At 66.8% G+C, this 14705-nt stretch carries 8 protein-coding genes; 7 read left to right on the forward strand and 1 reads right to left on the reverse strand.

The annotated features are described in order from the left end of the window. Positions 1-31: 31 nt before the first annotated feature. The 6 genes from CA2_RS03640 (at position 32) to rssA (ending at position 11473) form a co-directional block, all read left to right on the forward strand. Complete coding sequence (locus CA2_RS03640; RefSeq protein ID WP_042412757.1) at positions 32-3109, forward strand: bifunctional diguanylate cyclase/phosphodiesterase; 3078 nt, start codon at positions 32-34, stop codon at positions 3107-3109. Further along, positions 3102-3464 carry a YnfA family protein gene (locus tag CA2_RS03645; RefSeq protein ID WP_042412758.1) on the forward strand — a complete coding sequence of 121 codons (363 nt, stop codon included), beginning with the start codon at positions 3102-3104 and terminating at the stop codon, positions 3462-3464. The genes CA2_RS03640 and CA2_RS03645 overlap by 8 nt, the downstream gene beginning before the upstream one ends. Before the next feature lie 178 nt (positions 3465-3642). Then, a complete protein-coding gene (gene smc, locus CA2_RS03650) occupies positions 3643-7167 on the forward strand; it encodes a chromosome segregation protein SMC (protein WP_042412759.1) in 3525 nt (1174 codons plus the stop codon). Positions 7168-7196: 29 nt separating this feature from the next. Next, on the forward strand, positions 7197-8378 hold the full coding sequence (locus CA2_RS03655) for a cell division protein FtsZ (RefSeq protein ID WP_042412760.1): 1182 nt from the start codon (positions 7197-7199) through the stop codon (positions 8376-8378). A gap of 6 nt (positions 8379-8384) precedes the next feature. Beyond that, complete coding sequence (ligA, locus tag CA2_RS03660) at positions 8385-10487, forward strand: NAD-dependent DNA ligase LigA (RefSeq protein WP_042412761.1); 2103 nt, start codon at positions 8385-8387, stop codon at positions 10485-10487. 2 nt (positions 10488-10489) lie between these two features. Continuing rightward, complete coding sequence (gene rssA / locus CA2_RS03665) at positions 10490-11473, forward strand: patatin-like phospholipase RssA (RefSeq protein WP_042412762.1); 984 nt, start codon at positions 10490-10492, stop codon at positions 11471-11473. A 256-nt stretch (positions 11474-11729) separates the two neighbouring features. Here the strand turns inward: rssA and CA2_RS03670 are convergent, their stop codons facing one another. After that, entirely contained in the window at positions 11730-12014 is a 285-nt protein-coding gene (locus CA2_RS03670; protein WP_042412764.1) for a hypothetical protein, read from the reverse strand. Positions 12015-12172: 158 nt separating this feature from the next. Between CA2_RS03670 and CA2_RS03675 the strand changes: the two genes are divergently transcribed. Then, positions 12173-14674 carry a YgiQ family radical SAM protein gene (locus CA2_RS03675; protein ID WP_042412766.1) on the forward strand — a complete coding sequence of 834 codons (2502 nt, stop codon included), beginning with the start codon at positions 12173-12175 and terminating at the stop codon, positions 14672-14674. Positions 14675-14705 lie beyond the last annotated feature (31 nt).

Raw genomic sequence — 14705 nt, forward strand, 5'->3', positions numbered from 1 at the left:
TGCCTGCATTGCGGCACAGCTCTAGTGATTCATGAAACTTCGCTCTAAGTTCCGACAGCGATTGCAACTGTGGTGGCTTTCCGCGACCGTCTGCGCAGTGGGTGGTGCCCTGAGTCTGGGCCTGTGGCACACCCTGGAAGCGCACCGGGCCAGCATGACACTGGAGCGTCTGGAGCAGCAGGCCCTGCAGCTCAGCAGTGCGCTGGAACAGAAGATGGATGCCTATGGCGAGCTGGTCTATGGCATGGCCGTGCTCGGCAAATCGCCGGAGAGCCTGTCTTCGCCCTTGCTGCCCCAGCTCAATGCGCAGCGCTATCCGGGCGTGGAATTCCTGAGCCTGGTGCGGCGCATGCCTTCGGCCGTGGCCGGCTATGAAATGGCCGATGTCTGGCCCACCCGCAGCACCGATGTCTGGATGGGCGAGAACGCCCAGAACCTGGAAGCGCTGACCCAGCTGTGGGCCCGGCTGCCCGAAAGCCTGGAGCCCAGCATGAGCGAGCCGTTCGCGCTGCTGGGCGGTGATGCCTCGCCGCAGCGGGTGGTCATCGGCATGCCGATGTGGTCGGCCTCGGCCCGGTCCGCCGCGGTGCACCAGGGCGACATTCTGGCGATGGGCCTGCGTGCCGACCAGTTGCTGGAGCATTTCATGTCACGTGGGGGGCTGGAGCAGGGGCTGGTGTCGATCCACGACCAGGGCTCGGCTTCGCACCGCAGTGCCACCAGCCGCACACCGCGCCTGCCCATCTATGTGAGCGATGGCTGGGCAAAGTTGCCGGCCAGTGCCCCCAAAGTGCAGCATGAGCTGCTGGTCTCGGGGCGCATCTGGTCGCTGGAGTTTGCCCCCCAGCCCCAGGTGCTGTCGGCGCTGGAAAGCGCCTATCCCATGATTGTCGGCATTGGCGGGCTGGGCGCGACCCTGGTGCTGGCGGCCCTGGTGGCCGTGCTGTCGCACCAGCGGCTGCGCGCGCAATTCCAGACCCGCGTCAAGCACAACTTGCTGCGCCAGCAAAGCGACCGCCTCAAGGCGTTGCTGCACCAATCTGCGATCGGCGTGGCCGAGATCGAGCCCGGCACTGGCCGCTACCTCAGCGTGAACAGCCGCTTCTCCGATGTTGTGGGCTATGACCCCAAGACGCTGGAGATGATGGATCTCTACCAGATCCTGCACCCCGAGGAGCGCCCCGAGTTCCAGCGCCTGGAAGGCGCACTGGCAGCCGGCCGTCTGGCCCACTTCACGGTGACGCAGCGCATGGTGCGCGCCGATGGCAGCGAGGTCTGGGCCGAGGTCTGGGTCTCGCCCGTGGTGGACAACACCGGCCAGTCCATGGGGCGCCAGATCGTGCTGCTGCTGGACGTGACCGAGCGCCAGATCCTGCAGGCGCAGTTGCACGCGCGCGAAGCCTATTCCAGCGAAATGCTGCGCTACATGCCGGTGGGGCTGGTGGTGGTCGGGCCCAGCGGCAACATCGAGTTCGTGAACCACCAGTTCGAGGTGATGACCGGCTGGTCGCAGTGCGACATGGCCGACGAAACCACGCTGTGGCGCCTGTTGTGCGTGGACGCCATGCAGCATGCCGCGCTGCTGCAGCGCCTGAACACTGGGCGCTGCGAGGTGGTGCCCACCGGCGTCAATATGCCGGCGGCCGAATACCTGCTGCGCAGCAAGGATGGCAAGGAGCTGCCTATCGAGGTGTCGGGCCGCTTCCTGGGCGGGCGCATCCTGCTGAGCTTTGTGGACCTGAGCCAGCGCAAGGCTGCGGAAGAGGAGATCCGCTGGCTGGGCTTTTACGACACCCTCACCCAGCTGCCCAACCGCCGCCTGCTGCTGGAGAGGCTGGCCGAGGCCGTGTCCCGCTGCCAGCGCCCGGGTGGGGGCAAGGGTGCACTGCTGCTGCTGCTGGACATCGACAATTTCAAATCCCTGAACGAAACCCTGGGCCACCAGCATGGCGATGCACTGCTGCGTCTGGTGGCCACGCGCCTGAGCAACTGCATCGCGGGCCAGTACACCCTGGCGCGCCAGGGGGGGGACGAGTTCGCCGTGGTCCTGGAGGACCTGCCCAGCGAGCCGCTGGAGGCAGGGCGCCGCGCCGAGCAGGTGGGCTGCGCGGTGCTGGAGGCGCTGCGCACGCCGTTCTACCTGGGGGCGCAGGACTTTCACGTCACCGTCAGCATGGGCGCCGTGGTGTTCAGTGGCAAGAGCGACACCGTGGAAGAGCTGCTCAAGCGCGCCGACCTGGCCTTGTACCAGGCCAAGAGCGCGGGCCGCGACACGCTGCAGTTCTTTGATCCCCGCATGCAAAAGGCCGTCAGTGCCCGGGTCGAGATGGAAAAGGACATGCGCCTGGCCCTGGAGCGCCATGAGTTCGACCTGTACTTCCAGCCCCAGGTGCAAAAGGACAAGGTGATCGGTGCTGAGGCGCTGCTGCGCTGGAAGCACCCGGTCAAGGGCTTCATCTCCCCCAGCGTGTTCGTGCCGGCGGCGGAAGAGTCCGGCCTGATCCTGCCGCTGGGCGAATGGGTGCTGTACGCCGCCTGCCGCCAGCTGGCGCAGTGGGCCAAGGACCCGCAGATGGCGGGCCTGACCATGTCGGTCAACGTCAGCCCGCGCCAGTTCTACCAGCCCAGCTTTGTGGAGCAGGTGCAGCAGGCCCTGCGCGTCACCGGCGCGCCGCCGCGCATGCTGGAGCTGGAGTTGACCGAGGGCATGCTGCTGGCCGATGTCGAGGACACCATCCGCAAGATGGTGCAGCTCAAGGCCATGGGCGTGATCTTCTCGCTGGACGATTTCGGCACGGGCTATTCGTCGCTGAGCTACCTCAAGCGCCTGCCGCTGGACAAGCTCAAGATCGACCAGAGCTTTGTCTACGAGGTGCTGTCCAGCGCCAACGACGCCACGATCGCCCGCTCCATCATCGCCCTGGGCAACAGCCTGGGCCTGCAGGTGATCGCCGAAGGCGTGGAGACCGAGGCGCAGCGCGAATTCCTGGCGTCCAGCGGCTGCCATTACTGGCAGGGCTTCCTGTTCAGCCAGCCCAAGCCGATTGCGGAATTCGAGACCTGGACACGGGCCTACGGCGCGGCACGTTCAGAGTGCAGCCATGTCTGAGGCGGTCTGGGTGGGCAGCCTGGGGGGGCTGCTCAAGACGGCGGGCCTGTTCGTGGCGACCGCCGTGGCCGAGATTGTGGGCTGCTACCTGCCGTGGCTGTGGCTCAAGCAAGGGGGCAGCGCCTGGCTGCTGCTGCCGGCCGCCGCCAGCCTGGTGGCCTTTGTCTGGTTGCTGACCCTGCACCCGGCCGCCGCCGGTCGGGTCTATGCCGCCTACGGCGGTGTCTACGTCGCCGTGGCCATGGTCTGGCTGTGGCTGGTGGACGGCCTGCGCCCCACGGCCTGGGAATGGGCCGGTGTCGCCGTCTGCCTGTGCGGCATGGCCATCATCGCCTTGGCACCGCGCCCGGTGTGAGAACCCTCGCGGACCGTCAACTCCTGAATTGAGAGCTGAACGCGCTGGCTGCACCTGCGCAAAAGCCTTTTTTGTTACAAAGTCCGCGCCGAAGCCCGGGCGGCAGTTGTAAGCAGGCGCGTTATCATCGGCCTCTGGTTTCCACTGTTGCCACGTCTGCTTCTCCGACCCGACCTCCGTGCGCCTTAATTCGATCAAGCTTTCCGGCTTCAAATCCTTCGCCGAACCCACCAACTTCCTGCTGCCGGGCCAGTTGGTCGGCGTGGTCGGCCCCAACGGTTGCGGAAAGTCCAACATCATGGATGCCGTGCGCTGGGTGCTGGGGGAGAGCAAGGCCAGCGAGCTGCGCGGCGAGAGCATGCAGGACGTGATCTTCAATGGCACGACCCACCGCAAGCCAGCCAGCCGCTCCAGCGTGGAGCTGGTGTTCGACAACAGCGACCACCGCGCGGGCGGCCAATGGGGTCAGTTCACGGAAATCGCCGTCAAGCGCGTGCTCACGCGCGATGGCAACAGCAGTTACTTCATCAACAACCAGCCGGTGCGCCGCCGCGATGTGCAGGACGTGTTCCTGGGCACCGGCCTGGGCCCGCGCGCCTACGCCATCATCGGCCAGGGCACCATCAGCCGCATCATCGAGTCGCGCCCCGAGGAGCTGCGCCTGTTCCTGGAAGAGGCGGCAGGTGTCTCTAAATACAAAGAACGCCGCCGCGAGACCGAAAACCGCCTGGGCGACACGCGCGAGAACCTGACGCGTGTAGAGGACATCCTGCGCGAGCTGAACGCCAACCTCGACAAGCTGGAAAAGCAGGCCGTGGTGGCGGCCCAGTACAACACGCTGCAGTCCAGCGTGACGCTCAAGCAGCACCAGCTGTGGTTCCTGAAAAAGCAGGACGCTGAGGGCGATCTGGCCAAGATCCGCCAGGAAGGTCTGCAGGCCGTCAACGAGCTGGAAAGCCGCATGGCGGAAATCCGCCACATCGAGGCCGACCTGGAAGCCGTGCGCCAGGCGCACTACGAGGCCGGCGACCAGGTCAACCAGGCCCAGGGGCGACTGTATGAAGCCACGGCCGAGGTGGGCAAGCTGGAGGCCGAGATCCGCTACGTGGTCGAGGGCCGCCAGCGTGTCGAGCAGCGCATGCAGCAGCTGGCCGAGCAGATTGCCCTGTGGGCGCAGCGCAAGGACGATGCCGAGGCCGAGCTGGAGCACTTGGCCGCCAGCGGCATGGACGCCGAAGAGCAGGCCGAAATGCTGGCCGCACAGCTGGAAGAGCAGAGCCAGCGCCTGCCGGACCTCGAAGACGCGCTGCGCGCCACCCAGCACAAGGCCAATACCCAGCGCCAGCAGGTGGTGCAGGTGCAGCAGCAGATCCAGGTGCTGGCTGCCGAGCAGCGCAGCCTGAACGAGCAAACCCGCCAGCACGAAGCCCGGTTGGAGCGGCTGCGCAACGATCGCAATGCGCTGGCTGCCCCCGACGAAGATCGGCTGCAGCAAGTCAGCGCCCAGTACGCCGACGCCGCCGATATGGCCGAGATGGCCGAGGCGGTGCTGGTGGAGCTGCAGGACAGCGTGCCCCAGCTGGATGACGAGCGGCGCCAGCGCCAGCAGGCCCTGAATGCCGAAACGTCCAAGCAGGCCGAGCTGGCCGCGCGCATGGAAGCCCTCAAGGCGCTGCAGGAAAAAGTCAAGACCGATGGCAAGCTGCAGCCCTGGCTGGCCCAGCATGGGCTGGAAAGCCTGCAGGGCCTGTGGACCAAGATCCACGTGGAAGCCGGCTGGGAAAACGCCCTGGAGGCGGCCTTGCGTGAGCGCATGGGCGCGCTGGAAGTCAGCCGCCTGGACATGGTGCGCGGTTTCCTGGGGGCCGGCGCCAAGGATGCCCCGCCGGCGCGCCTGGCGTTTTACTCCCGGCCCGATGCCAGCATTGCGCTGACCAGCCAGAGTCTGCCCCTGCTGGCCGACCTGCTGCGCGTGACCGACGCGGGTCTCAAGGCCGTGCTCTGCGAATGGCTGGCCGGTTGCTACACCGCTGCTTCGCTGGACGAGGCACTGAGCCACCGGGCGCAGCTGCGGCCCGGCGACACCATCTATGTGCCCACCGGTCATGCCGTGACGGCGCACAGCGTGAGTTTTTATGCGCAGGATTCGGAGCAGTCCGGCCTGCTGGCGCGCGCCCAGGAGATCGAACACCTGGAAAAAGAACTGCGCGCCCAGGCCCTGATCAGCGAAGAGACCCGCACCGCCCTGGCCAAGGCCGAAGCCGCCTATGCCGATGCCTCGCAGCGGCTGGTCAGCGCGCGCCGTGAGGCCACCGAGGCCAAGCAGAGCGCGCACGAACTGCAGGTGGACATGCTGCGCCTGACGCAGCAGGCCGAGCAGGCGCGCGCGCGCACGGCACAGATCGAGGCCGACGTGGCCGAGGTGCAGGCTGCGGTGGACGAGTTGCAGGAGCGCGCCGTGGCCGCCGAGGCACGCTTTGAAGAGCTGGACATGCAGTTGGCCGACAGCCAGGAGCTGCACGCCCAGCTGGACGACCGCGTGATCGAGGCCGAGCGCAAGCTGGCTGAAAGCCGGGAGCAGCTGCGCACGCTGGAGCGCCGCGCGCAAGAAGCCACGTTCAGCCAGCGCAGCATGCAGGCGCGCCAAGGTGAGTTGCAGCGCACCCTGGAGACGGCCGAGCAGCAGACCAAGGCGCTGCTGGAAGAGCGCGAGCGCGCGCAGGCCGAGCAAGGGCGCCTGAACGATGCCGCAGCCCAGGGCGGGTTGCAGGACGCGCTGGCGCTGAAGATGGAGCGCGAACAGGCCGTGGCCACCGCGCGCAGCGCCTATGAAGACCTGACCAACAAGCTGCGCGCCAGTGACGAGCGCCGCGTGCAGATCGAGCGCGCGCTGGACCCGATGCGCGCGCGCATCACCGAATTCCAGCTCAAGGAGCAGGCCGCCTCGCTGGGCAGTGCCCAGTACGAGCAGCAACTGGCCGACGCCGGGGCCGACCTGGCGGCGGTGGCGCAGTCCATCCTGGAAGGCAACGTCAAGCTGCACGGCCTGCAGTCTGAAATCGACCGCCTGCACCGCGAGATCGCGGCCCTGGGCGCGGTCAATCTGGCAGCCCTGGAAGAGCTGCAGCTGGCCAAGGAACGCAAGACCTTCCTGGATGCCCAGATGGCCGACCTGACCGAGGCCATGACCACGCTGGAAAACGCCATCAAGAAGATCGACAACGAGACGCGCGAGCTGCTGTCGGGCACCTTCAACACGGTCAACGAGCACTTTGGCCGCATGTTCCCCGAGCTGTTCGGTGGCGGGCAGGCCAAGCTGATCATCACCGGTGATGAAATTCTGGACTCCGGCGTGCAGGTCATGGCCCAGCCACCGGGCAAGAAGAACCAGACCATCCACCTGCTGTCGGGCGGCGAAAAAGCCCTGACGGCGATTGCGCTGGTGTTCGCGATCTTCCAGCTCAACCCCGCGCCCTTCTGTCTGCTGGACGAAGTGGATGCGCCGCTGGATGACGCCAACACTGAGCGCTATGCCAAACTGGTGGCCAGCATGAGCAAGGGAACCCAGTTCCTGTTCATCAGTCACAACAAGATTGCCATGGAAATGGCGCAACAACTGATCGGTGTGACGATGCAGGAGCAAGGTGTCTCGCGCATCGTGGCCGTGGACATGGAATCGGCCCTGTCCATGGCCCACGCCTGAGTCAACGGATTACGGGACGAAGCAATTCCATGAGTACCCTTCAAATCAGTCTGGCCGTGGTGGGGGTGATCCTGCTGGGCCTGATCGTGGCCTACAACACCTGGACCCACCGGCGCAATGCCCCCAAGCGCGCGCAGCATGCAGACGGAGACATGCGCCTGGGCGAGGGGCATTCGCGCTTTGACCCGGCCCTGGACGGCGTGGATGTGACCGATCTGCCACCCAGCCACCGCGCGCCGGTGGTCGACCCCCTGCTGGATACCGCGCCCGCGCAAGAGGCGCAGGCCGGCATCTTGGCCGCCGACCCGGCGCTGGACGCTGCCCCGGCCACGGCCGCAGTGGATGGCGGTGCGGCCGTGGCCGTGTCGCCTGCGGCAGCGGCCGAGCGCAAGCTGGCGCTGGATGGCCTGATCGACGCGATTGCCCCGCTGCGCGTGGAGCACGTGGTCACCGGCGATGCCGCCCTGATGGTGCAGCCCACCACGCGCCGCGCCGGCAGCAAGCAGTTCCGCATTGAAGGCCTGAACGCCGCGACCCAGGAATGGGAAACCGTGCGTGCCGGCCAGCGCTACACGGCGTTTCAGGCCGGGGTGCAGCTGGCCAACCGCCTGGGTGCGCTCAACGAGATCGAATTTTCCGAGTTCGCGGCCAAGGTGCAGGGCTTTGGCGATGCGCTGAATGCCGCCGTGGACCTGCCCGACATGCTTCACGAAGTGGCGCGCGCGCGCGAGCTGGACCAGTTCGCCGGCGAGCACGATGCGCAGCTGAGCTTCATGCTGCGCCCGCGCCGCGCGGCCTGGAGCCCCGGTTACATCGAGCAGCACGCCGCGGCCGTCGGCTTCGTGCCGGCCACCATGCCCGGACGCATGCTGCTGCCGTCCGAAACGCCCGGCCATGCGCCGCTGCTGACCCTGGCTTACGACGCCCAGGCAGCCCAAGCCGACAACCTGGACCAGACGGCCGTGCACGAGGTCTGGCTGAGCCTGGATGTGCCCCAGGTGCCGCGCACCGAGGAGCCGTTTGCACGCCTGCGCCAGGTGGTGCAGGTGCTGTGCGAAGGCATGGACGGCATGCTGTGCGACCAGAACGGCTACCAGTTGCTGCCCCAGGTGCTGGATCCGATCGAGGCCGACCTGCAAAAGCTGTACGACAAGCTCGACAGCCGTGAACTGTCGGCCGGCTCCATGCTGGCGCGCCGTCTGTTCAATTGAGGCGGCATGCACGACAATCTAGACCTTTTTGGCGCTCCAGCGCCCGAGCAGCCTACGCCTGCTGCTCCTGAAACCGTTGTTGCCAAGGTGCAGCAGCTGCGCGCCCAGCTGAACCAGTGGGCGCATGAATACTATGTGCTGGATGCGCCCTCGGTGCCCGACGGAGAGTACGACCGCGTGTTCCAGCAACTGCAGGCTCTGGAAGGCGCCTACCCCGCGCTGCAGACGCCGGATTCGCCCACGCAGCGGGTCATCGGTGCGGTGCTGGAGGGATTGAAGCCGGTGCGCCACGTGGTGCCCATGCTGTCCATCCGCACGGAAACCGACAACGAGGCTTCGGGCGCCGAGGCCTTTGATGCACGCATCCGCCGCGAGCTGGAGCTGGACCTGGCCGCACCGCCCGTGGAGTACGTGGCCGAGCCCAAGTTCGACGGCCTGGCGATGAGCCTGCGCTACGAGCAGGGCCGCCTGGTGCACGCCGTGACGCGCGGCGACGGCGAGGTGGGCGAGGACGTGACCCACAACATCCGCACCATCCGCCAGATCCCCCTGAGCCTGCCGGACGGCGTGCCCCCGGTGCTGGAAGTGCGTGGCGAGGTCTACATGCGCCGTGCCGACTTCCAGGCACTGAATGCGCGCCAAGAAGCCGCCGGCGGCAAGCTGTTTGCCAATCCGCGCAACGCGGCGGCGGGCTCGGTGCGCCAGCTTGATTCGCACATCGCCATGCAACGGCCGCTGTCCTTCTTTGCCTACGGCGTGGGCGAGGTGACCCCGCCCGAGCAGGGCGGGCCGGTGTTCAGCACCCACTATGGCTTGCTGCAGCAGCTGCGCACCTGGGGTTTTCCGGTGGCAGAGCAGGTCTGCATTGCGCGGGGTGCTCCTGAATTGGTGGCTTTCCATGCCGAGCTGGGCCAGCAGCGTGCCAGCCTGCCGTATGAAATTGACGGGGTGGTCTACAAGGTCAACAGCTTGGCCCTGCAGCGCCAGCTGGGCTTTGTGACGCGCGAGCCGCGCTGGGCCGTGGCGCACAAGTACCCGGCCGAGGAAATGCCCACCGTCATGGAGGGCATCGACGTGCAGGTCGGGCGCACCGGCAAGCTCACACCCGTGGCGCGGCTGGCGCCGGTCAGCGTGGGCGGGGTCACGGTGACGAATGCCACGCTGCACAACCTGTTTGAAATCCGCAAGAAGCGCGTGCGCGTGGGCGACACCGTCATTGTGCGGCGCGCTGGTGATGTGATCCCCGAGGTGGTGGGTAAGGTGCCCGGCGAGCGCCCGGTCTACGTGCCCAACTTCCAGATGCCCAAGGCCTGCCCGATCTGCGGCTCGGAGGTGGTGCGCGAACCCGGCGAGGCCAACCACCGCTGCACCGGCGGGCTGTTCTGCCCGGCGCAGCGCAAGGAAGCCCTCCTGCACTTTGCCGCGCGCCGCGCCATGGACATCGAAGGCCTGGGTGACAAGCTGGTGGACCAACTGGTGGATGGCAATGTGGTGCGCACCTTGCCGGATTTGTACCGCTTGGGCTTGACCGCGCTGTCTTCGCTGGATCGCATGGCTGAAAAATCGGCCCAAAACGTACTGGCAGCGCTGGAGAAATCCAAGTCCACGACGCTGAACCGCTTCCTGTTCGGCCTGGGCATCCGCCATGTGGGCGAGGCCACGGCCAAGGACCTGGCGCGCCATTTCGGCACGCTGGACGCCATCATGGACGCCAGCGTCGAGCAGTTGCTGCAGGTGCGTGACGTGGGGCCGGTGGTGGCCGAAAGCATCCACACCTTCTTCGCCCAGCCCCACAACCGCGAGGTGGTGGAGCAATTGCGCGCCTGCGGCGTGCACTGGGAGGAGGGCGCACCGGCGCAGAAGGCGCCGCAGGTGCTGGCAGGCAAGACCGTGGTGCTGACCGGCACCCTGCCCACCCTGGGGCGCGATGCCGCAAAGGAGCTGCTGGAGGCGGCCGGCGCCAAGGTCAGCGGCTCGGTCAGCAAGAAGACCAGCTATGTGATCGCGGGGGCCGAGGCCGGCAGCAAGCTGGCCAAGGCCCAGGAACTGGGTGTGCCCGTGCTGGACGAAGCCGGCATGCTGGCCCTACTGAACGCTACGGAGAACTGAGCATGACACTGGCCCGGCGCACCCCGAAGATTGGATTGGCGCTGGGCAGTGGCTCGGCACGCGGCTGGGCGCACATCGGTGTGTTGCAGGCGCTGGACGAAGCCGGCATCCGCCCCGATGTGGTCTGTGGCGCCTCGATCGGTGCTCTGGTCGGCGCGGCCTATGCCGCCGGCGAGCTGGAGCGGTTTGCCGACTGGGTGCAAAGCCTGGGCATGCGCGATGTCTTCGGCTTCATGGACTTCAACCTGTCGGGCGGCATGCTCAAGGGCGAGAAGCTGATCAGCTTCTGGCGCCGCAATTTCGCAGATTTCAACATCGAGGATTCGGCCCTGCCGTTTGCCGCCGTCGCCACCGACCTGCATTCGGGCGCCGAGGTCTGGCTGCGCCATGGCTCCATCGCCGACGCGGTGCGGGCCTCGATCGCGATGCCGGGCCTGTTCACCCCGGTGGTGCGCGAGGGGCGGCTGCTGGCCGATGGTGGCCTGGTCAACCCGGTGCCGGCCTCGCTGGCGCGCGCCATGGGCGCGGACATCGTCATCGCCGTGGATTTGAACGCCAGCTTGCTGCACCGCCACATGCACCCCCTGGGGGTAGTGGCGACGCAGCCCGACGAGACGGCCGGCCAGCCAGCGGAGGTGGTGGATGCGCACAGCGCGGCCTGGGTGGCGCGCCTGCAAAGCCGCCTGCGGGGGCGGCGTGCCGGGCGCGCCACCCCGGCCAGCGATGCGATCCCCATTCCCTCGCTGCTGGATGTGGCGATGACCAGCGTCAACATCATGCAGATGCGCATCACGCGCAGCCGCATGGCGGGCGATCCGCCGGAGCTGGTGATCGCCCCCAGGCTGTCCGACATGGGGCTGCTGGATTTTCACCGCGCCAAGGAGGCCGTGGCCGCGGGCTATGCCGCTGCGCAGGCCGCCCTGCCGGGCTTGCAGCATTTCGGCTGGAAGGCCGCGGTGGACAAGTCACCCCAGGAAAATTCTTGAACCATAGCAGTCGGCGCTTGCTGGTATTGCGCAAAACGCTGATTCGATGGTGAATCTCCGGCGCCTAGCGGCGGCGCACGGCACCCGCGCGGCCGGCCTTGCTCCAGTCGTAGGGTTCGCCATCGGGGGTGCGGCCGTTCTCCACCGCCGCCACGCCCAGGGTGCCGACTCTCTCGCTCAGGGCTGACGAGAACCATAGCAGTCAGCGATTGCTGGTACTGCGCAAAACGCCGATTTGATGATGAATGTCCGGCTCCTAGCGGCGGCGCACGGCCCCGGCGCGGCCGGCCTTGCTCCAGTCGTAGGGTTCGCCATCGGGAGTGCAGCCGTTCTCCACCGCCGCCACGCCCAGCGTGCCGACCATCTCGCTCAGGTCGGACGAGATGCAGACATGGGCGTTGCGCGGGTCGGCGCGCAGGCTTTGGCAGTGGGCCAGCGCCTGGGTCATGGCGCTGTCGCTGTAGGCATGGCACTGCGGCACCCAGACAGGGGCTTCGGCAGCGGGCTGGGCGTTGTGCAGGTGAAAGACGACAATGCTCATGGTTGGATGAAGAGGCGAAAAAGGGAAGGCGGCACAGCCGGGCAGGTCTGGGTACGCCCAGCGTATCGTCTGGTTGCAGCGCTATAAGCCTACAGCCTCCAATGTTGGAGGGTCAAACGTACACTGGCGGGTTGAATTTTCCCGCACGAAATCCCTCGATGAACGCACCGATTGATGTTTCCTTTTTTCAGCGCGATGCCAAGCCGCTGACCAGCTATCGCCCGTACTGGGCGAAACGCTTTGGCACGGCCCCGTTTCTGCCGATGAGCCGGGCAGAGATGGATCAGCTGGGCTGGGACAGCTGCGACATCATCCTGGTGACCGGGGATGCCTACGTGGACCACCCCAGTTTCGGCATGGCGGTGATCGGCCGGGTGCTGGAAGCCCAGGGCTTCCGCGTGGGCATCATCGCCCAGCCCGACTGGCAGAGCGCCGAGGCCTTCAAGGCCCTGGGCAAGCCCAATCTGTTCTGGGGCGTGACGGCGGGGAACATGGATTCCATGATCAACCGCTACACGGCGGACCGCAAGATCCGCAGCGACGATGCCTACACCCCCGGCGACGTCGGCGGCAAGCGCCCAGACCGTGCGGCCATCGTCTACTGCCAGCGCTGCCGCGAGGCCTACAAGGATGTGCCCATCGTGCTGGGCGGCATCGAGGGTTCGCTGCGCCGCATTGCCCACTATGACTACTGGAGCGACAAGGTGCGTCGCTCCATCGTGGTGGACAGCAAGTGCGACATCCTGCTGTATGGCAACGCCGAGCGCGCCCTGGTCGAGGTGGCACACCGCATTGCCCGCCGCGATCCGGTGGAGAGCATCACCGATGTGCGCGGCACGGCGTTCTTCCGTCGCAGCTCCGAAGACGGCTGGTTCGAGGTGGATTCCTCCGTGGTGGACGAGCCCGGCGTGGTCGAGCCCCACATCAATCCCTACATGACCACCAGCGAGCAGGCCGCGGCCCAGGGCCAGAGCTGCTCCAAGGAAGATGCTACAAATGGTGTAGCACCCAGCGCAGGCGCAGCGTGCGCTACAGGTCAAAATTCTGCTGAATCGGCGATGCCGGCCGTGCAGCCCATCCAGTTCATGCCCAATCTGTCGCTGCGCAGCAAGGCCAAGCAGCCCCCGCGCGACAAGACCGTGCTGCGCCTGCCCAGCTACGAGCAGGTCAAGAGCGATCCGATTCTGTACGCCCACGCCAACCGCGTGCTGCACCTGGAGACCAACCCCGGCAACGCCCGCGCCCTGGTGCAGGCCCACGGGGAGGGCGCGACGGCGCGCGATGTGTGGCTGAACCCGCCGCCCATCCCGCTGAGCACGGCCGAGATGGACTGGGTGTTCGGCCTGCCGTACGCGCGTGGCCCGCACCCCAGCTATGCCGACGAGCACGGCAGCCACGAAGGTGCGACCAAGATCCCGGCCTGGGAGATGATCCGCACTTCGGTTAACATCATGCGCGGTTGCTTTGGTGGCTGCACCTTCTGCTCGATCACCGAGCACGAAGGCCGCATCATCCAGAGTCGCTCGGAAGATTCGATCATCCAGGAGATCGAGGACATCCGCGACAAGGTCAAGGGCTTCACAGGCACCATCTCCGACCTGGGTGGCCCCACCGCCAACATGTACCGCCTGGGCTGTTCTAGCCCCGAGATCGAGAAGCACTGCCGCAAGCCCAGTTGCGTGTTCCCAGGCATCTGCCCGAACCTGCACACCGACCACGGCCCGCTGATCAACATCTACCGCCGCGCGCGCAAGCTGCCGGGCATCAAGAAGATCCTCATCGGCTCGGGTCTGCGCTACGACCTGGCCGTCAAGTCGCCCGAATACGTGCGCGAGCTGGTGCAGTACCACGTGGGTGGCTACCTGAAGATCGCGCCCGAGCACACCGAGGCCGGCCCGTTGTCCAAGATGATGAAGCCCGGCATCGGCAGCTACGACAAGTTCAAGCAGCTGTTCGAGAAGTACAGCGAAGAGGCGGGCAAGAAGCAGTTCCTGATCCCGTACTTTATCGCTGCCCACCCCGGCACCAGCGATGAGGACATGATGAACCTGGCCATCTGGCTGAAGAAGAACGGTTTCCGCGCCGACCAGGTGCAGACCTTCTACCCCAGCCCCATGGCCACGGCCACGGCCATGTACCACAGCGGCCGCAACACCTTGACCAAGGTACGCCGCGAAATGCGCGACCGGGACGAGGAAGCCGTGGACATTGTGCGCGGCGAAAAGCGCCGCCGCCTGCACAAGGCCTTCCTGCGCTACCACGATCCCAACAACTGGCCGCTGCTGCGCGATGCGCTCAAGACCATGGGGCGTGCCGATCTGATCGGCAACGGCAAGCACCACCTGATTCCGACCTTCCAGCCCATGGTGGACGGCAGCTACCAGAGCGCGCGCAAGAAGAACAGCACGCCCTCGGCAGGTGGCAAGACCGGCCTGGGCTATACCACCAACCAGGATGGCAAGGCCGTGGCGCTGCGCCCGCGCAAGCAGGACGAACACGCCCTGCTGGAGCCCAAGAGCGATGTGCGCTTCCGCGGGGCCGAGGTGCGTGGCACCGCACCGCGTCCCGGCAAGCTGCTGACCCAGCACACCGGGCTGCCGCCGCGCCCGGGCGTCAAGCCACGCCCTGCAGCAGGGGGCAAACCCAAGCCCAAGCGCTGAAGGCGCTGACCCCACCAGCCAGCGCTTGTGC

It is taken from the genome of Comamonas aquatica NBRC 14918, assembly GCF_000739875.1.
In the GTDB taxonomy this organism is placed as follows: Bacteria; Pseudomonadota; Gammaproteobacteria; order Burkholderiales; family Burkholderiaceae_C; genus Comamonas; species Comamonas aquatica.

Bases quoted from the DNA above. Each gene is read 5' to 3' on its own strand.
- rssA (WP_042412762.1), top strand. From the start codon at position 10,490: ATGACACTGGCCCGGCGCACCCCGAAGATTGGATTGGCGCTGGGCAGT.
- CA2_RS03670 (WP_042412764.1), bottom strand. From the start codon at position 12,014: ATGAGCATTGTCGTCTTTCACCTGCACAACGCCCAGCCCGCTGCCGAA.
- CA2_RS03640 (WP_042412757.1), top strand. From the start codon at position 32: ATGAAACTTCGCTCTAAGTTCCGACAGCGATTGCAACTGTGGTGGCTT.
- CA2_RS03655 (WP_042412760.1), top strand. From the start codon at position 7,197: ATGAGTACCCTTCAAATCAGTCTGGCCGTGGTGGGGGTGATCCTGCTG.
- CA2_RS03675 (WP_042412766.1), top strand. From the start codon at position 12,173: ATGAACGCACCGATTGATGTTTCCTTTTTTCAGCGCGATGCCAAGCCG.
- CA2_RS03645 (WP_042412758.1), top strand. From the start codon at position 3,102: ATGTCTGAGGCGGTCTGGGTGGGCAGCCTGGGGGGGCTGCTCAAGACG.
- ligA (WP_042412761.1), top strand. From the start codon at position 8,385: ATGCACGACAATCTAGACCTTTTTGGCGCTCCAGCGCCCGAGCAGCCT.